Raw genomic sequence first — 20,078 nt, 5'->3', positions numbered from 1 at the left:
GGATGCTCTGGTGAGCCAGATCGTCGTCAAGCGCCCGCCGCGGTCCCTGCCGCCCGAAGTCCCTTCGGACGAGCTGCTGTTGGAGGCGCCTCCGGAACTCCCGCGCGGCCGGCAGGAGGGCGTGCTGATGCAGGTCCTGCCGATGCTCGGCATGGGCTCGTCGGTCGTGTTCTTCTTCCTGGCGCCGGGTCCCGTCATGCGGATCATGGGCGTGCTGATGCTGGCGTCGACCGTGGGCCTGGTCATCGCCCAGCTGGTGCGCCACCGGCGCGGTACGCAGGGGCAGATGGCCGATGTCCGCCGGGACTACCTCAGATACCTGGCGCGGACGCGCCGCCGGGTACGCCGGACCGCGCGGGCGCAGCGCGACGCGCAGCTGTACCTGCACCCGGCCCCCGATCAGTTGTGGTCGGTGGTGGCCGGGGGCTCGCGGCTGTGGGAGCGCCGGGTCGGCGACGCGGACTTCGCCCAGGCGCGGATCGGCCTCGGCTCCCAGCGGCTGGCGACGCCGCTGGTGGCTCCGGACACGGCCCCGGTGGACGAGCTGGAGCCGTTGACGGCGGGCGCGATGCAGCGCTTCCTGGCGGTGCACTCCGCGCTGGACGGGCTGCCCGTGGCGGTGTCGATGCGGGCGTTCTACCACGTGGCGGTGTCCGGGGAGCCCGAGTCGGCGCGCGGTACGGCCCGGGCGCTGGTGGCGCAGCTGGCGACGCTGCACTCCCCCGACGACCTGGTGGTGGCCGTGGTGGCGGCGCCTGGGGCGGTGGCCGCGTGGGACTGGACGAAGTGGCTGCCGCACGCGCAGGTGCCGGGCCAGGTCGACGGGGCCGGTACGAAGCGGCTGTTCGGCGATGATCTCGCGGAGCTGGAGGGGCTGCTGGGGTCCCGGCTGGAGGGGCGGCCGCGGTTCGGCCGCGAGGTGCCCCCGCTGCTGGACCAGCCGCACCTGGTGGTGGTGCTGGACCGCGACTCGCCCCGCGGTGCCCTGGTGCCGCCGGACTCGGCGTTCGCGGCGGCCGAGGGGCTGCAGGGCGTGACCGTCGTCGAGGTGGTCGCGGGCGAGCCGGCCGAGGCGCGGGGCGGGCTGTCGGTCGTGGTGCGGCCGGGCCGGCTGCGGCTGGAGTCGGGTGCGGGCGTGGCCTACGAGGGCGTCCCGGACACCCTGTCGCTGCCGGCGGCGGAGGCCCTGGCCCGGCAGCTGGCGCCGCTGCGGACCGGCGGCGGGGACGAGGACGAGCCGCTGCTCGCCAACCTGGACTTCACGGACCTGCTGAACCTGGGCGACGCGGCCTGCGTCGACGTGGCGCGGACCTGGCGGCCGCGGTCGGCCGGTGAGCGGCTGCGCGTGCCGATCGGTGTCGGCGAGGACGGCGCCCCGGTGATGCTGGACCTGAAGGAGGCGGCGCAGGAGGGCATGGGCCCGCACGGCCTGTGCGTGGGCGCGACCGGTTCCGGCAAGTCGGAGCTGCTGCGCACGCTGGTGCTGGGGCTGGCCGTCACGCACACCTCGGAGACGCTGAACTTCGTACTCGCCGACTTCAAGGGCGGTGCGACCTTCACCGGCATGGGGCAGCTGCCGCACGTCGCGGCCGTCATCACCAACCTGGCGGACGACCTCACGCTCGTGGACCGGATGGGCGACTCGATCCGCGGCGAGCTGCAGCGCCGGCAGGAGCTGCTGCGCTCCGCGGGCAACTACGCGAACGTCCACGACTACGAGAAGGCCCGCGCGGCCGGCGCCCCGCTGGAGCCGCTGGCCTCGCTGGTGCTGGTCATCGACGAGTTCAGCGAGCTGCTGACCGCGAAGCCGGACTTCATCGACATGTTCATCCAGATCGGCCGCATCGGCCGTTCGCTGGGCGTGCACCTGCTGCTGGCCTCGCAGCGGCTGGAGGAGGGCAAGCTGCGCGGCCTGGACACGTACCTGTCGTACCGGATCGGTCTGCGGACCTTCTCGGCGGCGGAGTCGCGGACCGCGATCGGTGTGCCGGACGCCTACCACCTGCCGTCGGTGCCCGGTTCGGGCTACTTGAAGTTCGGTACGGACGAGATGACCCGCTTCAAGGCGGCGTACGTCTCGGGCCCCCACCGCTCGGGCGGGCCGGACCCGTCGGCGGGCGCGTTCCCGGTGGAGCGGCGGCCCGCGCTGTTCACGGCGGCGCCGGTGCCGGTGGTGTACGCGGCCCCGGACCCGGCGTACCCGGCGGCGCAGCAGGCGCCGCGGGAGGACGACGCGCTCGCGGACACGGTGCTGGACGTGATCGTGGGCCGGCTGGAGGGGCAGGGGGTGCCGGCGCACCAGGTGTGGCTGCCGCCGCTCGACCGGGCGCCGGCGCTGGACCAGCTGCTGCCGGCCCTGGCGCCGGGCGCGGAGCGCGGGCTGCACGCGCAGGGGTACACGCGGCCCGGCGGGCTCGTCGTACCCCTCGGCCTCGTCGACAAGCCGTTCGAGCAGCGGCGCGAGGTGCTGTACCGGGACTTCTCGGGTGCGGCGGGCCACATGCTGGTGGTCGGCGGTCCGCAGTCGGGGAAGTCGACGCTGATGCGGACGCTGATCTCGGCGTTCGCGCTCACGCACACCCCGCGCGAGGTGCAGTTCTACGGGCTGGACTTCGGCGGCGGCGGTCTGTCGGCGGTCGCCGGGCTGCCGCACGTGGGCGGGATCGCCTCGCGGCTGGACCCGGAGCGGGTGCGGCGCACGGTCTCGGAGGTGGCGGGGATCCTGGGCCGCCGCGAGGAGTTCTTCCGGGCGAACGACATCGACTCGATCGGCACCTACCGGCGCCGGCGCGCGGCGGGCGACCTGCCCGGCGAGCCGTGGGGCGACGTGTTCCTCGTCATCGACGGCTGGGGCGGTTTCCGGGGCGAGTACGAGGGCCTGGAGCAGGTCGTCACGGACGTCGCGGCCCGCGGTCTGGGCTACGGCATCCACGTGGTGATCACCGCGGCCCGGTACATGGAGGTGCGGCCCGCGCTCAAGGACCAGCTGCTGGGCCGGCTGGAGCTGCGGCTCGGCGACGTCATGGACTCCGAGTTCGACCGGAAGGTCGCCGCGAACGTCCCGGCGGGGATGCCCGGGCGCGGTCAGGTCGCGGAGAAGCTGCACTTCCTGGGCGCGCTGCCGCGGATCGACGGCTCGCACGAGGCGGACGGCCTGTCGGAGGCCACCGCGGCCTTCGTGCGGGCCGTGCGGCAGAACTGCGCGGGGGCCGCGGCTCCCGGCGTACGGCTGCTGCCGCGGCTGCTCCGCTCCGACGAGCTGCCCAAGGGCGGGGAGTACCCGCGGCGCGGGCTCGCGATCGGCATCGACGAGACCGATCTGGAGCCGGTGTTCGTCGACTTCGAGTCCGACCCCTTCCTCCTCGTCTTCGGCGAGAGCGAGTCGGGCAAGACGAACCTGCTGCGGCTCATCGCCCGGCAGATCGCGCAGCGCTACACCCCGGACCAGGCGCGCCTGGTCGTGGGCGACTACCGGCGGAGCCTGCTGGGGGCGCTGCCGGAGGAGCACCTGCTGGAGTACGCGCCGACGGCGAGCTCCCTGCAGACGCACATGGAGGCGCTGGGCGGGGTGTTCTCGCGCCGGCAGCCGCCGGCCGACGTGACTCCGCGGCAGCTGCGGGACCGCAGCTGGTGGACGGGCCCGGACGTGTTCATCGTCATCGACGACTTCGACCTGGTGGCGACGAGCCAGGGCAACCCCCTCGCCCCGCTGGTGGAGTTCCTGCCGTTCGCCCGGGACACGGGCGTGCGGTTCGTCATCGCGCGTAACTCGGCGGGTGCCTCGCGCTCGCTGTACGAGCCGTTCATGCAGCGGATCAAGGAGCTGGGCGCGCAGGGCGTCGTCCTGTCCGGCGATCCGTCCGAGGGCGACCTGGTCGGCAGCGTCCGGCCGCGTCCGATGCCGCCGGGCCGGGCCTTCTACGCCTCGCGCAGGCGGGGTACGTCGCTGGTGCAGCTCGGGCGGATGCCGGGGATGTGAGGAATCCCGTCCCCTCGGGCGGCGCAGCGCCGATAATCGGCGGTGAAGAACGCGCCACCGAGGGGAAAGGCCGCACATGGGCACCCAGCAGGAGAAGGACGAGCTGTACGCGCTCGACATCAGCGGCGTGGAGTGGGAGGGCCCGCCCGGGACCAGCCCGGAGGAGGAGCGGGTCGAGATCGCCCGGCTGCCGGAGGGCGCGGTGGCCATGCGGTCCTCGCTGGACCGGGACACGGTGCTGCGGTACACGGCGGCCGAGTGGGAGGCCTTCGTACTGGGCGCCAGGGACGGCGAGTTCGACCTGGACCGCCATCACCCCTGAGCGGCCCGGCGGGGCCGTGGAGACGTCGGAGGGGCGGGCCCGGTGCGGGCGGCGCCCCTTCGCGCGTACCGGGTTCAGAAGGCCTCGGTGAACAGGCGCGAGGCCTTCACGTCGGTGGCGCGGTAGTCGGCCTTGCCGCGCTCGATGAGCTGGGCGACCTGCTCCAGCTGGTGCTTCATGTGGTCCGCCCGGCCCTTGTACTTGGCCTGGAGCTGGACGTACGCGGCGTGGGCCTCGCCGTCCCAGGTGTCCGTGACGACCTTGAGGGCCTGGTCCATCGCGGCCAGGTCCTCGACGATCTTCTCGGAGACCTTGCGGATGCGGTTGGCCATCTGCTGGACGGACTCGTACGTGATCTTGGTGTGGCCGTCAGTGGCAGCCATGTGCTTCTCCTCGGTGCTGGGCGGGCTCGCCGGGAACGGCGTGCGTCAGATGGAGTCGAGGCCCGAGCGGCTGCCGCCCGCGCCGGACTGGACGGCGCGGAAGGCCGCGCGTACGTCGTCGTCCTGGGCGTTGCTCAGGTTCTTGGTCTGGGCCACCGCGTTGTGCAGCACCCCGAGCAGCCGGCGGATCTGGTCGTGGTCCTCGTTGACCACCGTCTGGGCGTTGACGAACCCCTGGGCGCCGACTCCGGTCCAGCCGGCGCCCACGGTGGCGAGGATGTCGGCCAGCTCGCGGGCCTGCGCGGTGACGGCCTCGGCCGTTTCGGAGATCTTGACCTTGGCCTGGAGGACGGGATCGTCCGCGAGTCCGAAGTTGCTGCTCATGCGAGGCTCCTCACTTCTCAATTCGCCGGCAGGACCAACGAACCAGGTGGCGGAGCGGACACTCCCGGGGCGGTTATCGGCCAGGAGGGGCCGGAGATCGCCGCCGCTTCGTGCGGTTGCGTGCCTCCCGCACGACGGTCGCGGTACCCGCGATGACGGCGATGAGGACCGCGCCGACGCCGAGCGCGTACGCGCCGAGGCGCTCCTCGCGCCCCTGCGCCGTCTCGCCCGTCTCCAGTTCCGCCGCCTCCGGGGCCGCCGCCGGCGGCGGGCCGGGGTCGGGTACCGGCGCCCGGGGGGCCTCGCGGTCCTGGCTGAGGGCGCGCACGGGGTCGACGATGCCCCAACCGACGTAGTCGTCACGGCCGTTGACGGAACGTTCGGCGGTGTTCTGGATCTGCCAGACGATCTGCTGCGCGCTCCACTCCTCGTGCTCGGCACGCAGCAGGGCGGCGACGCCGGCCACGTACGGGGCGGAGAAGCTCGTGCCGTTGTCGATGCACTGGCCGAAGCCGGGGACGGTGGAGACCATGTCGACGCCGGGCGCAGCGACCCCGACGAAGTCGCCGGGCTGGGAGAAGGCGGCCCGCTCGTTGCTGCGGTCCGAGGCGCCCACGGCGAGCACGCCCGGGAAGGCGGCGGGGTAGGTCTTGCGCTTCTCTCCGCTCATGCCGTCGTTGCCCGCGGAGGCCACGACCACGGCCCCGTGGTCGATCGCGTTCCGGACCGACCTGCCGAGTTCGGAGTCCGGGGACATCGGCAGGTCGGTGTCCTGGGAGATGTTGACGACCTGGGCGCCCTGGGTCACCGCGTGGTCGATGGCCTGGCTCAGGGACAGCACCTTGCCCGCGCCCTGCCCGTCGTGCTGCCGGATCGGGATGATCGTGGCCTCCGGGGCCAGGCCGACGAAGCCGGTGCCCTGCTGGGGGCGGGCCGCGATCAGCCCGGCGACCTTGGTGCCGTGGCCGATGGTGTCGTTCGTTCCGTCTCCCCCAGGGTCGACGAAGTCCTTGCCGGCACTGGCGTCGACGGCGTCGGCGAGCTGCGGGTTCACCCGGTCCACTCCGGTGTCGATGACGGCCACCCGGACGCTGCGGCCCTTCTTGTCCTTGCCCTTGGTCTGCGCCCAGAGCTCGTCGAGGAGCAGGCGCTGGAGGGCCCAGGGGCGGTCGGCGATCTGCTCCTTCATGGGGAAGGAGCACTCGCCGGCGCCGTCGATGCGCGAGGTGTACGGGGGCTGCTGCGCGGCGGCCGCGGGTGCGGCGCAGGCCGCGAGGAGGACGAGGGCCGTGGTGAGGAGGGGCGCGCGACGGCGGCGGGTGCATGGCATGGGCGGTTTCCTCACGAACCCTGCGGCTGGCGGGCGGAGTTGGTGTCCAGGCGGGGGCCCTTGGCGAGCAACTCCGACCAGGCCATGGGCACCAGGGCCGGGGTCACTCTTCTGTAGCCCAGCCGGATCTGTGCCTGGCTCGCCTCGGGACGGTGGTCCGCGGCGTCCTGCGGCTGCTGGTCGGGCGCGCCGATCCTCGACTTCTCGGCGTCGCTGTCGCCGTTGGCCTGCACGGCGTACCGCAGGCCGGTGTCGGTGACGAGGAAGAGCGAGCCGCCGGCCGTCGTCTGCTTCCCCTGGACCTGGGTGTAGAGCAGTCCGGAGCCCGGGGTGACGTAGGAGCTGGTGCCGCCGGCCGTGATGTCGACGGGGAAGGCGGTGCCGGCCCAGGTGCTCAGGGTCTGGTTGCCCTCGGCATCGACGGAGTGCAGGACGTTGCAGACGGTGTCGCGGCCCTTGCCGCGGCCGGGGCCCGCCGCGTGGCCGGGAGCTGCCGGGGCCGTCTGGTTGACGGGCTCGACCCTCTTGCGCGGCCACCTGGTGTCCCCGGCGAACGGGGCCGCGTCGGAGTCCAGTGCCTGGAGGTCCACCTCCCGGGCCTTGCCGTGCATGCCGAGGCCGTTGGTGGCGGGGGCGGAGATCAGCAGCCAGGCGACGAACTCCGAGACCTGCGCGACCCTCCCGGGCAGCACCACGTAGTGCTGGGCGCCGGAGCCGGTCATGGCCTTGAGCACCATGCCGACCCTGTCGTCGGCGGTGGCCAGGCCCCTGACTCCGGCGGGCGGCCCGGCCTTGGCGGGCAGTTGCGGGAAGGCCAGCTCGTCACCGGAGCCGAGGGTGGCCAGCCACTGCTCGGTGACCTGCTGCGGGGTGGCGCCGGCACCGACCAGCGCGTCGGTCATCGTCCCGGCGCCCGGGGTGCCCTCCGGGAACTCGTACTTCGTGCCCGTCCCGTCGACGAGGTAGCGCTCCTTGCCCGCGCCGGTGCTCTGCACGTACAGCGCCTGTGAGTCGGTGAGCCCCCGCTCGTCGTCCATGCGGACGGCCTCGCGGTCGGCGAGCACGAAGGTCGCGGTCTGCACGCCCTTGCCGTTGCCGCCCGGCTGCTGGCAGACGGCCCAGCGCTTGGCCTTGGCCGCGTCCTCCTCGGAGGGGAGCCGGTCGGGGGCGTACGGGATGCCGATGACGGGCCCGCGCGGCACCTTGCCGCTGTCGAGGACGTCGTCGCCGACGGTGACGGTGGCGACCTTGCCGGACTCGGCGGGTTCGAGCAGGAGCCGGGCGGAGGCGAGGTTCAGCACCGGGTGCAGCCGGGGCTGCTTCCTGCCGTTCACCTTCGTCGTCAGGACCACGTACCGGGTCGTCGAGTGCTTGCCGACGACGACCTGGACACCGGGCTTGTCCCAGCCCACGGGGGCCGTCGGCCGGAACATGCCCCAGGCGCCGAATCCCGCGAGCACCAGCGCACCCGCGACCAGCCCCGGCAGAACGGCGCGCAGCGGGCTCGGGGCGCCCTCCTCGGTCCCCGTGGCCGAAGGCTGCAGGAACGCCGCCACCGTGCGCCGCTTCGCAAAGGTGTACGCGTTGAGCTCATCACGCCGTGATGCCATGAACGCCTGTTTCTCCCCGCACGGCCCGGTCGGTGGGTACGGTCTCCGGGCTTGGATGGTCGGACCGGGCACCTACTATGCCTCCTGACGGACCGTAGGCAGGGCCCTGGCCGAGTGGGGCTGCCGCACGGTTCCGGGATGCTCGGGGCGCGACCCCGGAAAGGGGAGCCGCGCGAGTGATGGCCACCGCGACGCCGCCGCGCACCGGCACGGCCGCACCCGTGCGCGGCGGCGTGACGCCGCATCCGCAGTCGGGTCCCGGCCGTTTCGGACCGTTCCGACTGCAACAGCTCGTACTGCTCCAGGTCGCCGCGGCCGTTTTGTTGGCGGCGCGGGCGGTGGAGCCGGTGCTGCTGGTTCCCGCCGGCGCCCTGGCCCTGGTGCTGGTGGTGCTCGCGGTCGTACGCCGCCACCAGCGCTCCCTGCCGGAATGGCTCGGCAGCGCGCTCGCGCTGCGGGCGCGGCGGCGCCGGACGGCTTCGACGGCCGTGCGCGCGGGAACCGAGCCCGGGCTGGCCCCCCTCGTCGAGGCGGAGCCGGCGCTGCGGACGCTCTCCTTCGGCGGCCGCGACCGGCGGCCCGTCGGGATGGTCGGCGACGGCACCTTCCTGACCGCGGTCGTCCGGGTGGACGCGGACGCCACCGCGCTGCGGCCCGACCGGTCGGAGCGGCCGCTGCCGCTGGGACTCGTACGGGACGTCCTCGAAGTGGACGGCATCCGGCTGGAGTCCGCGCAACTGGTGCAGCACACCCAGCCGGCTCCGGCCCCGCACCTGCCGGCCCGGTCGACGGCCACGCTCAACTACGCGCCGCTACAGGCCCGGACCGGGACGCCGGCGGTGCGGCTGACCTGGATCGCCCTCAAGCTCGACCCCGAGCTGTGCCCCGAGGCGGTCACCGCGCGCGGGGGCGGTCCGGCGGGCGCGCAGCGGTGCGTGGTGCGGGCGGCGGACCAGCTGGCGAGCCGGCTGGCCGGGGCCGGGTTCAAGGCCACCGTGCTGACCGAGCAGGAGCTGACGGCGGCGCTGGCCACCTCCTCGTGCGCGAACCCGATGGCGATCACCCAGGCGGGCCGGTCGGCCGGCACCGCGCGGCGCACGGAGGAGACCCCGCGGGCCTGGCGCGTTGACGACCGGCGGCACACGACGTACTGGCTGGCGCGCTGGCCGCAGCTGGGCGGCTCGGGGGCGGGGCTGCCGCAGTTCGTGGCACTGCTGACCTCGCTGCCCGCGCTCGCGACCACCTTCAGCCTCACGATGGCCTCCGCCGGGCGACAGGGCGTGACCCTGACCGGACACGTACGGGTGACAGGACGCAGCGATGAGGAACTCGTCGCGGCTCGCCGGGAGTTGGAGCGGACGGCGCGGGGCGTGAAGGCCGGCCTCGTCCGGCTCGACCGGGAACAGGTGCCGGGGCTGCTGGCTTCGCTCCCGCTGGGAGGGGCGCGATGAGGGGCGGATTCGGGCTGGTAGGCCCGCGCCGGGAGCGGCACCTGGTGGCCGCCGCCGATCTGGAGGCGCTGGCGCTGCCCGTGGGGGACGACGGGGTCGTCATCGGCGTGGACGCCGGGGGGAAGCCGGCGGTGCTCGGCATCAACCGGCCGACGCCCTACGAGGTGACGCTGATCGGCGGCCTGTGGACGGCGCAGGTGCTGGCGCTGCGGGCGGCGGCCACGGGTGCGCGGGTCGCGGTGGAGACCGGGCGCGCGCCCGTGTGGTCCGGGCTGGCCCGGGCCGCGGGCGGCGGGCAGCCGTGCGTGACCCTGCACGATGTGGGCCGGGTCCCGCCGCAGGGCGCTTCCGCGGGCAGCCCGGTGCTGGTGGTCCGCGACTGCGGGATGCGGCCGCCGCGCGGGCGCGTGGCGGCCGGGGCCTGGCAGTCGGTGCTGACCCTGCTGCCGTACCTGAGCCCGACGGCGCCGCGGCTGCTGCGGCAGTCCGCGCTGGTGGGCGTGCAGCGGGTGTCACCGGACGAGGCGGACCAGATCGGCCGGTTGATGAACCTTCCGCAAGGGGCGGTGAATTCACTGCCGACGCTGGGCGACGGGGTCACGCTGTGGTGTACGCCACGGGACCGGCGGTTCGTCATGACGCAGGGGACGGAAGCCGAGACGGGCCTGCTGGGCGGGGCCCGGCGCATCGACTGACCGCCGGCGGAACGCCGACCGGCCGACGTTCGGCGCCTCCGTTTGACCGGGGGCGGCCCCCATACCGTGCCTGACCGGGCAGGACCGGGCCGACCGGGGCGGACAGGGGCGACGGGCCGCGATTAGGCTTGGCACGGGCGCGCGTCGATGTGGGCGCCGGACCAGTGTTCGACAGACCAGGAGGACCAGTGAGCGGCGATCGGAACGAGAGGCGCGGCGGGACGTGGGACGTCCCGACGGACGATCAGTCCGACGCGGAGCCCGAGCAGACGGGCGAGTTCACCATCGACTACACCCCGCCGGCCTGGTACACGCAGGGTGCGAGCCCGGCCGCGGTGCCGGGGCTGCCCGAGGGCAGCGGCTTCGAGCCGCACCGTCCGTCGGAGTCGGAGGTGGTCTCTCCCCCGACGATGCGCGTGCGCCCGCCGGCCCCCCGCCCGGCCCCCGACGCGGTGCCCGCGCCGCCGGTCCCGCTGGGCGGCTCCCCGAGCGCAGCAGCCCTTCCGGCCTACCTGGCACAGCCCGTCCCGCCGGCCCCCGTGACCAACGCGCCCGCCCCGGACGCCCCCACGGCCCCGGCCGACGCCCTCCCGGCATACCCGGCGTACCCGGCCACCCGGCCGGCCGCCATGGACAACGCGCCCACACCCGAACCCCTTTCGGCATACCCGGCCCCGGCCCTCACCCCGACCCCCGAGAGCAGCCTGCCCGCACCGGACGCACCCACCGCCCCGGCCGAGGCCCTCCCGGCCTACCCGGCGTACCCGGCACCCGCCACCCCGCCGGCCCCCGCGAGCAACGCGCCCGAACCCGACGCCGCCCCGCCGGCCCCCGTGGACAACGCGCCCACACCCGAACCCCTGTCGGCATACCCGGCACCGGCCCTCACCCCGACCCCCGAGAGCACCCTGCCCGCACCGGACGCACCCACGGCCGCCGCCGAGGCCTTCCCGGCGTTCCCGGCACCGGCCCTCCCGCCGATCCCCGAGAGCAGCGCGCCCACACCGGACGCACCCACCACCCCGGCCGACGCCCTCCCCGCATACCCGGCGTTGACCGCCCCATCGGCTCCCGAGAGCAGCGCGCCCGCACCGGACGCCCCCACCGCCCCGGCCGACGCCGTCCCGGCGTACCCGGCACCGGCCCTCCCGCCGGCCCCCGTGAGCGGCCTGCCCGCACCGGACGCACCCACGGCCCCCGCCGAGGCCTTCCCGGCGTTCCCGGCACCGGCCCTCCCGCCGGCCCCCGTGAGCAGCCTGCCCGCGCACGACGCCCTCCCAGCGACCCCCGTCGATGCCGCACCCACGGCCCCCGCCGAGGCCCTCCCCGTACCGGCCCTCCCGCCGACCCCCGAGAGCAACGCGCCCACACCGGACGCCCCCACCACCCCGGCCGACGCCGTCCCGGCGTACCCGGCACCGGCCCTCCCGCCGGCCCCCGTGAGCAGCGTGCCCGCGCACGACGCACCCACGGCCCCCGCCGAGGCCCTCCCCGTGTACCCCGTACCCGCACCGGCCCTGCCGCCCTTCGCCGGCGCGCCCGCGCCCGACGCGCCCACCGCTCCGGCCGAAGCGCTGCCGCCGTACCCGGCCCCGCCGTCGGCGCCGGATGCCCACGCGTACCCCGTGCCGGCACCGGCGACCCCGCATCCCCTGGCCGCCGCGCCCGTGGGCGGGCGGCACGACACCCCCGCCGACGGGGTTCCCTCGCTGCCGGCCGCTCCCGGCGCCGACCAGGCCCCGGCCGCGGGGCCCGGCAGTGAACTGCCGCAGCTGCCGCCCGCCTTCGCCACCGGGGGCGGCTACGCCTTCCCGCCGCCGCAGGCGCAGCCGCAGCAGCCCCCGCAGGCCCAGCCGCAGGCGACCCCGCAGGCGACCCCGCAGTACGACCCCCGCTCCGGCGCCCAGTGGCCCGCGCCCCAGCACCAGTTGCCGCCGCAGCCCCAGGACCCCCGCTACTCCTCCGGCCAGACCGCCGGCGGGGCCCCGCTCGGCTACACCGCCGCCGTCGAGCTGTCCTCGGACCGCCTGCTGCGCAACAAGCAGAAGCCGAAGAGCGCCAACGCCGCCGGCGGCGGCAACCGCTTCCGCTTCGGCGGCAAGGCGGCCGAAGCGGAGCGCCAGCGCAAGCTGGACCTGATCCGCACGCCGGTCATGTCCTGCTACCGCATCGCCGTCATCAGCCTGAAGGGCGGCGTCGGCAAGACCACGACCACCACCGCCCTCGGCGCCACCCTCGCCACCGAGCGCCAGGACAAGATCCTGGCCATCGACGCGAACCCCGACGCCGGAACCCTCGGCCGCCGCGTCCGCCGCGAGACCGGCGCCACGATCCGGGACCTGGTCCAGGCGATCCCGTACCTGAACTCGTACATGGACATCCGCCGGTTCACCTCGCAGGCGCCCTCCGGTCTGGAGATCATCGCCAACGACGTGGACCCGGCCGTCTCGACGACCTTCAACGACGAGGACTACCGCCGCGTCATCGAGACGGTCGGCCGCCAGTACCCGATCATCCTCACCGACTCGGGCACCGGGCTCCTCTACTCCGCCATGCGCGGGGTCCTGGACCTGGCCGACCAGCTGATCATCATCTCGACCCCGTCCGTGGACGGCGCCAGCAGTGCCAGCACCACCCTCGACTGGCTCTCCGCGCACGGGTACTCCGACCTCGTCTCCCGCTCGATCACGGTCATCTCCGGGGTCCGCGAGACGGCCAAGATGATCAAGATCGAAGACATCGTGCAGCACTTCGAGACCCGCTGCCGCGGAGTCGTGGTCGTGCCCTTCGACGAGCACCTCTCGGCCGGCGCCGAGGTCGACCTCGACATGATGCGGCCCAAGACGCGCGAGGCGTACTTCAACCTCTCCGCGCTCGTGGCCGAGGACTTCGTCCGGGCCCAGCAGCAGTCCGCCCACGGCCACTGGGGCGCTCAGCAGCCCCAGCAAGCCCCGCAGCCCCAGCAGCCCCAGCAGCCCCAGCAGCAGCCGTACGGCCAGCCCCAGGGCCCGTCGCCGTACCAGCAGCCGCAACAGCCCCAACCGCTGCAGGCCCCCCAGCAGCCCTACGGCCAGCCGTACCCGCAGCCCGGCCAGCCCTGGCAGCAGCCCCCGGCTCCCCAGCAGCCCCCGCGCGATCCGCGCCTCGGCTGAGCGACCGAACGGCTGAGGGCCCGCACCAACCGGTGCGGGCCCTCAGCCGTTCACGTCCACCCAGCGGCGGCGGCGCCGTCAGCGCTGCGCGTCGTACGCGTCCGTCAGCACCCGCGCCCGCTTCACGTCGTCCGCGATCGCCTCCAGCAGCCCGTCGAGCGACTCGAACTTCGCCATGCCCCGCACGTACGCGAGGAAGTCGACCGCCACCCGCATCCCGTACAGGTCCAGCCCGATCCGGTCGATCGCGTAGGCCTCGACCGTCCGCTCCGTGGCGTCGAACTGCACGTTCGTCCCCACCGAGATCGCCGCGGGCATCCGCTCGCCGGCCGCCGTCAGCCACCCCGCGTACACCCCGTCCGCCGGGATCGCGGTGTGCGGCGCGGTCTCGACGTTCGCCGTCGGGTAGCCGAGCTCGCGCCCGCGCTGCGCACCGCGCACCACCACGCCCTCGACCCGGTGCGGCCGGCCCAGGATCTCGGCCGCGCCGTCCATGTCGCCCTCGGCGACGAGCTTGCGCGCGAGCGTCGAGGAGAACGGCACGCCGCCGCCCGCCTCGCCCCGCTCGACCAGGTCCACGACGTCGACCTCGTAGTCGTACGTGGAGCCCAGCTCGCGCAGGAAGTCGACGTTCCCGGCGGCCCGGTGGCCGAAGCGGAAGTTCGGCCCCTCGATGACGGCCCGCGCGTGCAGCTTGTCGACGAGCACCTTCACGATGAAATCGGCCGGGGACAGCTGCGAGAACTCCGCCGTGAACGGCAGGATCAGCAGCGCGTCCACGCCCAGCCCGGCCATCAGTTCGGCACGCCGGTCGTACGGGGCCAGGATCGGCGGGTGGCTGCCCGGGCGGACGACCTCGCTCGGGTGCGGGTCGAAGGTGACCACGACCGACGGGACGCCGAGCGCGCGGGCCTTCGCCACCGCCCGTCCGATGATCAGCTGATGACCCCGGTGCACACCGTCGTAGGAGCCGATGGTGACGACGCTGCGTCCCCAGTCCTGGGGGATGTCCTCCAAGCCACGCCAGCGCTGCACTGTGACCGCTCCTCGCCCGAACCCATTAGGCCTTGTATGTGAATGCCGATGACAGGTCTAAGACTGCCATGCCGCTGCCCGGTGCCCCGCATCGGCGTCTGGGAGCGACAACTGCCATGTCAGATCGTCACGTCACATCCTGGGCGGCTCTGCTGAGCGTCTCCACCGTCCGGCGCGCGCTCGGCCCCAGCAGGGCCGCCGCCTCCGCGCCCGACTGCGCCAGCCAGCGGGCCACGAGCGTCCCGAACGCCGGCGCGGTCCGGGCCAGCTCCACCGTCCGGCGCTCGAACACCGCCGCCCCGCCCGGGGCCCCGAGCAGCTGCCGCCCCGTGCGGCGCAGCAGCTCCCGCGTCCGGCCCTCCGCCCGGGCCGCGGCCCCGGCCGCAATGGACCCGAGAAAGGCGTCGAGCACCAGCGGGTCGGCCTCCTCGCGCAGCAGTACGTCCGCCAGCTCGCCCCGCAGCCCGTACGAGGGCTCCCCGCCCGGCGCGGCCAGTACGGCGGCCAGCTCGGCCCGGACCCCGGCCGGGGCGGTCCGCAGCAGGTCCAGCACGAGCGGGCGCACGGCGGGGCCCGCGGCCGGGCCCTGCTTCAGGCGGAGGTCGACAAAGGCGGCGGCGTGCGGTGCGTCCTCGGGGTGCCGCGCCAGGTGCTCCCGTACGAGCTCGGCCGCGCGCCGGGCCAGCCCCGGCGTGGTCAGCGCGGCCAGGGCCCGCACCACCTCCCCGTCGGCCCGCGCCCGCAGGGCGGCGAACACCGCGTCCGGGTCCGGCAGTACGGGCAGGGCCGCGACCAGCGCCGCCGCGGGCAGCCGGGAGCCGTGCTCGGGGTCGCGGAAGCAGGCCAGGGCGTCGGGCAGGTAGCGGCCGCGGGTCTGCGGGTCGCGCAGCAGCGTGGCGAGGGCGCTGCCGTGCAGGGCCGCGTCCGCGGGGCGGGCGAGCAGTGCCTGGGCGGCGTAGCGCAGCAGGTCGCGGTCGGCGGGCGTGCGCACGTGGGGGGCGGTGGCGAGCCCGTACGCGGCCGCGGCGACGCGCCGCCCGGGGCGTTCGTCGTGGGCCCAGCGGTCCACGGCCCGGCACATGGCGGAGGGCTCCTCCTCGGCGAGTACGGCGAGCAGCTCGTCGGCGCGCGGGTGCGCGGCCGTGACGAGCTGCTCGGTGAGGTCGTCCAGGGCGAGCCGGCGGTGCGTGTGCAGCAGGGCCTGCGCGGCTCCGGCGACGGTGGCGCCGGGCCGGCCGCGGAGCCGGCGGCCGTCGGTGAACCAGGCGCAGAGCAGCGGCTGGACCTGCTGCGGGTCCCGCGCGAGGCGGCGGGCGGCGGCGTCCAGGTAGCGGTCGCCGGGGACCGCCTCGGCGGGGTCGGCGGGCAGCAGCCGGCGCAGCAGGTCGAGCCGCTCGGGCTCGGGCAGCCGCAGCCGGTTCCAGAACCAGCCCCCGAACTCCCCGGGCCCGGCGCGCGCGATGTGCTCGGCGAGCGCGTGCAGGACGGGCAGGTACGGGTAGGCGTCGGGCGCCGTGAGGAGGGCCTCCCTGAGCAGCCGGGCCGCCCACCAGCCCGGATCCGACGGGGTCGGGGGTGCGGTGGGGCTCTCCGCTAGGGGCGCCGGACACGGCCTCGCCCGGCCCCCGGACGCCCCGCCTGCCGGTTCCGACAGGGTCGGGGGCGTGTCGGGGCGATCCCCGCAGGACACCGAGCTGGGCCCTCCTCGGCCCACCGACCCCTGGAAACGTTCGGTGTCCGAGGAGACGCCCCGGCGCGCCGCCGGCCCCGGCGGAACCACCCCGACCCCGCCGGGCCGGTGCTCGGCGAAGGCGTTCAGGGCCTCCACCAGGCGGGTGAGCTCGCTGTGCAGCCGATCCGGAGCGAGCCTGCGCAGCGCCTCCAGGACCGGGCCGATGCGGTGCCGGGGCACGGGCAGGCCCGGACCGGCGGGCTCGTGGACGAGGGCGCGGAGCGCCCCCGGCACGTCCAGGTGGCCGGCCTGGAGCCAGTCGGACAGCTCCTCGTGGGCGAAGCGGTAGCCGGACCCGGCGGGCACCAGCAGGCCCTCGGTGAGCACGGCGGAGGCCCAGCCGGTGCGCCAGGGGAACAGCTCCTCGAACCCGGCCCGGTCCAGCTGCCCCTGCCCGGGCCCCAGGCAGCGGCGGGCCGCCTCGTGCACCCGGCCCGCCACCCTGGCGGCGAGCCGCCGCACGCCGGGGCCGTGGACCCCGCCGCCCGTCGCGGCGATGCGGACGGCCACCCGCAGGCACACCAGGTCCAGGTGGGCGGCGAAGACCTCGTCCCGGCCGGGCCGCCCCGCGGTGACCCCGGCGGCGCGGATCCCGGCGAGCAGGCGCAGGGTGAGCGGGTGCCGGGCGTCGGCCTCGCGGACGGCGCCGGCGGGGATGCCGAGGCGGGCGCGGGCGGTCTCGGCCTCGGCAGGGGTGAAGTCGCCGAGCGCGAGCGCGGGCGGCAGGCGGCGGGCGGGGCGGGCCGGGGTGTGCAGGGCCCCGGGCGGATGGAGCGCGCCGGCCGACTCCCAGTACTCGGGCCGCGCGGCGATGACCAGCCGGGCGCCGGCTCCGCGCAGCCACGCGGTGGTGGCTGCGGTCCAGGGGCCGAGGCGGTGCGCGAGCCCGGGCGGCATCTCCTCGGGCGCGTCGAGCACGACGAGCAGCCCGCGGCCGGCGGCGGCGGCCGCTCGGGCCACGGCTTCGGCGAGGCCGTCACCGGCGGGCGGGGCCGGGGTGCTTCCGCCGGGGCCGGGGGCCGCGGCCGGGGCGGGGGCTGGGGCGGGGTGGCCGGTTCCGCCGGGGCCGGTGGCGCGCCGGGGCGTCTCCTCGGACACCGAACGTTTCCAGGGGTCGGAGGGCCGAGGGGGGCCCAGTTCGGTGTCCTGCGGGGAGCGCCCCGGCACACCCCCGACCCCGTCCGAACCGGCCGCCGTTGCCAGCGCACGCGTCATGGCCTCGGCCAGGGAGCCGTCCTCCGCGTGGAGGTCCGCGCCGCGCAGCCAGAGGGTGGGGGCCGGGCGGGGTCCGCGGGCCCGGCGGGCGGCCAGGGCGGCGAGGGCCGTCGTGCGGCCCGTGCCGGGGTTTCCGGTGAGGGCCAGGACGGGGTGCTCCCCGGCGGTGAAGGCGTCCAGTGCGGCGGCGGTGGCCGGCCGGTCCACGGAGGGCTCGGTCGCGGTGAGGGTCGTCCTGGTGAGTTCCAGGGCGCCTGCGAGGTTCAGGTCCGCGCCGTAGGCGGGTACCGTCGCCGCGTTGCGGTCCAGCAGCGCGGCCAATGGGCCGCCGGGGTCGGTCGCGGCCGCCGCTCGCAGGGCCACCGCGGAGCCGTTGCCCAGGACCGCGAGCACCGCTCCGGTCCGTGCGTCGAGGACCGGGCCCCCGCACGCCTCGCCGCCCTGCCGCAGCGCGTCGCGGCCGTCGGTGCCGATCGCCAGTTCCACCACCAGGGCGTGCAGGCCCAGTACCCGCGCCTGCCGCCACCCGCGCGCGGGGACCTGTACGTACGTCCCCTGCTCGATCACCTCGCGCACCGCGACGGGCAGCGGCCGCACCCCGAGCCCGTCCGTGCGGACGAGCGCCAGCGCGGTCCCCGGCAGCACGGTGACGTCCTGCGCCCCGGCGGGCCAGGTCCGGCCGGCGGAGCCGTGCAGGACCACCCGGCTCAGTCCCTCGACGGCCTCGTGGCTGGTGAGCACCGTCCCGCGGTCGTCGGCGACGAACCCGCTGCCGCGCGCCCGCCCGGCCTGATCGCAGATTTTTACGAGCTCCGCCATGGTCACGACGGTAGGCAGGCGAAGATCAGCCCGGAAAGCTCGTGAGGCGAAAGCGCCCCCTTACGCTCCCACCATTCACTCCGAGCGCCTGCTCGGACGGGTGAATACGGGGGTCCGGGTGGATAGAGAGCTACCCGAGGGGGGTCGTGGAGCGGTGAGCGGCAGGGCATGTGCGCTCACCGCTCCACGTCAGGCGAAGACCGCCAGGGACTTGGCCTTGCCGGCCTTGTTCTCCACGAGTCCGAGCAGCGTCCCGTCGGGTCCGAAGACCGCCACGGTCTGCCCGGCCGGGTAGGCATCCGGCATGTCGATCCGCACGCCGTTGGCGAGCAGCGAGGCCCGCCGGGCGTCCAGGTCCCAGCGGGGGAAGGCGGCCGCGGCAGCCTCGCCGATGGGCATGACGGTCAGCTCCTCCTGGAGCTGGTCCAGCGTCCGGGCCCGGTCGAGCTTGTACGGGCCGACGCGCGTGCGGCGCAGCGCGGTCAGGTGGCCGCCGACGCCGAGGTCGGCGCCCAGGTCACGGGCGAGCGCGCGAATGTACGTACCGCTGGAGCAGACGACGGAGACGACGAGGTCGACGACCTTGGTGCCGTCCTCGGCCTCGGCGTCGCGCATGTCGTACACCTGGAACGAGGAGATCGTGACCGGCCGGGCCGGGATCTCGAAGTCCTCGCCGTCGCGGGCGCGCTTGTAGGAGCGCACGCCCTTGATCTTGATGGCGCTGACCTTGGACGGGACCTGCATGATCTCGCCGGTGAGCTTCGCGATGCCCGCGTCCACGGCTTCCCGGGTGACCCCGGTGGCGTCCGTGGAGGAGGTGATGTCGCCCTCGGCGTCGTCCGTCAGGGTGTCCTGGCCCAGGCGGATCGTGCCGAGGTACTCCTTCTCCGTGAGCGCGAGGTGGCCGAGGAGCTTGGTGGCCTTCTCGACGCCCAGGACCAGCACGCCCGTCGCCATCGGGTCGAGCGTGCCGGCGTGGCCGACGCGGCGGGTCTTGGCGATCCCGCGCATCTTGGCGACCACGTCGTGCGAAGTGAAGCCGGACGGCTTGTCGACGATGACCAGGCCGTCCGGCGTCTTCCCTGCGTTGGTGCTCATTCCGCGGCTGCGTCCTCGTCGTCGTCGCCCGGCTTCTTGTACGGGTCGGCTTCACCGGCGTACTGGGCGCCGGAGGAGACCTCGCGTACCTGGGCGTCGGAGGTGCGTGCCTTCTCGAGGAGGTCCTCGATGGTCTTGGCGTTCTCCGGGAGGGCGTCCGCGACGAAGGTCAGGGTGGGCGTGAACTTGGTGCCCGCCGCCCGGCCGACCGCGGAACGCAGTACGCCCTTGGCGCTTTCCAGGCCCGCTGCCGCGCTGGCCCGGTCCTCGTCGTCGCCGTAGACCGTGTAGAAGACCGTGGCCTCCCGCAGGTCGCCGGTGACCCTGGTGTCCGTGATGGTCACGTGCGTACCGAGGCGGGGGTCCTTGACGCCGCGCTGCAGCTTCTCGGCCACCACCTCCCGGATGAGGTCCGCCAGCTTCTTCGCCCGCGCATTGTCGGCCACTGGTCCGTCTCCTTCTTATGTCTTGCTATCAGTCTTCATCACCGTGGAGGCGCCGTCGTACGGACAGCAGCTCCACTTCCGGACGTGCCGCGACCAGCCGCTCGCAGCGGTCCAGTACGTCCGAGAGGAACCCCGCGTCCCCACTCACCAGGGCGACCCCTATACGGGCCCTGCGGTGCAGGTCCTGGTCGCCCACTTCAGCCGCGCTCACGGAGAACTTGCGTTGGAGCTCGGCCACGATGGGCCGGACCACGGAGCGCTTCTCCTTCAGCGAGTGGACGTCGCCGAGGAGCAGATCGAAGGACAGAGTCCCCACGTACATGCAGTTCCGGATGTCCCGCCGGTTCGGGTTCGGTGGCCTGCCGGCCGTCGCTCGGCAGGGTCACCAGAACCGTACACGCAACGGCCGGAGCCGATCGACGGATAT

14 protein-coding genes are annotated in these 20,078 nt (G+C 75.1%); 5 read left to right on the top strand and 9 right to left on the bottom strand.

Going from position 1 to position 20,078, the window contains the following annotated elements; genetic code table 11:
• Positions 1–10: 10 nt before the first annotated feature.
• A complete protein-coding gene (gene eccCa / locus AB0O21_RS26495; RefSeq protein ID WP_365174796.1) occupies positions 11–3,979 on the top strand; it encodes a type VII secretion protein EccCa in 3,969 nt (1,322 codons plus the stop codon).
• A gap of 76 nt (positions 3,980–4,055) precedes the next feature.
• Entirely contained in the window at positions 4,056–4,301 is a 246-nt protein-coding gene (locus AB0O21_RS26490) for a DUF397 domain-containing protein (RefSeq protein WP_365174794.1), read from the top strand.
• Positions 4,302–4,375: 74 nt separating this feature from the next.
• On the opposite strand, the gene AB0O21_RS26485 is transcribed toward AB0O21_RS26490, so the two are convergent.
• The 4 genes from AB0O21_RS26485 to eccB all read right to left on the bottom strand — a co-directional run bounded on the left by AB0O21_RS26485 (position 4,376) and on the right by eccB (position 8,008).
• Positions 4,376–4,684 (bottom strand): WXG100 family type VII secretion target, encoded by a 309-nt coding sequence (locus AB0O21_RS26485; protein ID WP_365174791.1) that lies wholly within the window; start codon positions 4,682–4,684, stop codon positions 4,376–4,378.
• 45 nt (positions 4,685–4,729) lie between these two features.
• Positions 4,730–5,068, bottom strand: a complete 339-nt coding sequence (locus tag AB0O21_RS26480) for a WXG100 family type VII secretion target (RefSeq protein ID WP_365174789.1) — start codon at positions 5,066–5,068, stop codon at positions 4,730–4,732.
• Positions 5,069–5,141: 73 nt separating this feature from the next.
• Positions 5,142–6,398: a type VII secretion-associated serine protease mycosin gene (gene mycP / locus AB0O21_RS26475; protein WP_365174787.1), complete on the bottom strand. Its 1,257-nt coding sequence runs from the start codon at positions 6,396–6,398 to the stop codon at positions 5,142–5,144.
• A gap of 11 nt (positions 6,399–6,409) precedes the next feature.
• On the bottom strand, positions 6,410–8,008 hold the full coding sequence (eccB, locus tag AB0O21_RS26470; protein ID WP_365174785.1) for a type VII secretion protein EccB: 1,599 nt from the start codon (positions 8,006–8,008) through the stop codon (positions 6,410–6,412).
• A gap of 179 nt (positions 8,009–8,187) precedes the next feature.
• On the opposite strand from eccB, the gene eccE reads away from it, so the two are divergent.
• The 3 genes from eccE (at position 8,188) to AB0O21_RS26455 (ending at position 13,306) form a co-directional block, all read left to right on the top strand.
• Positions 8,188–9,459 (top strand): type VII secretion protein EccE, encoded by a 1,272-nt coding sequence (gene eccE, locus AB0O21_RS26465; RefSeq protein WP_365174782.1) that lies wholly within the window; start codon positions 8,188–8,190, stop codon positions 9,457–9,459.
• Positions 9,456–10,154 carry a hypothetical protein gene (locus tag AB0O21_RS26460; protein WP_365174779.1) on the top strand — a complete coding sequence of 233 codons (699 nt, stop codon included), beginning with the start codon at positions 9,456–9,458 and terminating at the stop codon, positions 10,152–10,154. Before eccE ends, AB0O21_RS26460 begins: the two co-directional genes overlap by 4 nt.
• Positions 10,155–10,342: 188 nt before the next feature.
• Complete coding sequence (locus AB0O21_RS26455) at positions 10,343–13,306, top strand: SCO5717 family growth-regulating ATPase (RefSeq protein WP_365174777.1); 2,964 nt, start codon at positions 10,343–10,345, stop codon at positions 13,304–13,306.
• Positions 13,307–13,384: 78 nt separating this feature from the next.
• Here AB0O21_RS26455 and AB0O21_RS26450 read toward each other — a convergent pair whose 3' ends face one another.
• The 5 genes from AB0O21_RS26450 to AB0O21_RS26430 form a co-directional block, all read right to left on the bottom strand.
• Positions 13,385–14,341 carry a bifunctional riboflavin kinase/FAD synthetase gene (locus AB0O21_RS26450; RefSeq protein ID WP_365174774.1) on the bottom strand — a complete coding sequence of 319 codons (957 nt, stop codon included), beginning with the start codon at positions 14,339–14,341 and terminating at the stop codon, positions 13,385–13,387.
• 127 nt (positions 14,342–14,468) lie between these two features.
• Positions 14,469–18,107, bottom strand: coding sequence for a serine protease (locus tag AB0O21_RS26445; protein ID WP_365174771.1), 3,639 nt, complete (start codon positions 18,105–18,107; stop codon positions 14,469–14,471).
• A 189-nt stretch (positions 18,108–18,296) separates the two neighbouring features.
• A complete protein-coding gene (gene truB, locus AB0O21_RS26440) occupies positions 18,297–19,205 on the bottom strand; it encodes a tRNA pseudouridine(55) synthase TruB (RefSeq protein WP_365174769.1) in 909 nt (302 codons plus the stop codon).
• Complete coding sequence (rbfA, locus tag AB0O21_RS26435) at positions 19,202–19,651, bottom strand: 30S ribosome-binding factor RbfA (protein ID WP_362057031.1); 450 nt, start codon at positions 19,649–19,651, stop codon at positions 19,202–19,204. Before rbfA ends, truB begins: the two co-directional genes overlap by 4 nt.
• A gap of 28 nt (positions 19,652–19,679) precedes the next feature.
• Positions 19,680–19,973, bottom strand: coding sequence for a DUF503 domain-containing protein (locus AB0O21_RS26430; RefSeq protein WP_030651158.1), 294 nt, complete (start codon positions 19,971–19,973; stop codon positions 19,680–19,682).
• Positions 19,974–20,078 lie beyond the last annotated feature (105 nt).

The organism is Streptomyces sp. NPDC091371 (assembly GCF_040684275.1).
Lineage (GTDB): Bacteria > Actinomycetota > Actinomycetes > Streptomycetales > Streptomycetaceae > Streptomyces.
The sequence above is the reverse complement of the archived record's forward strand: the minus strand, read 5'-3'. Positions and strand labels throughout refer to the sequence as shown.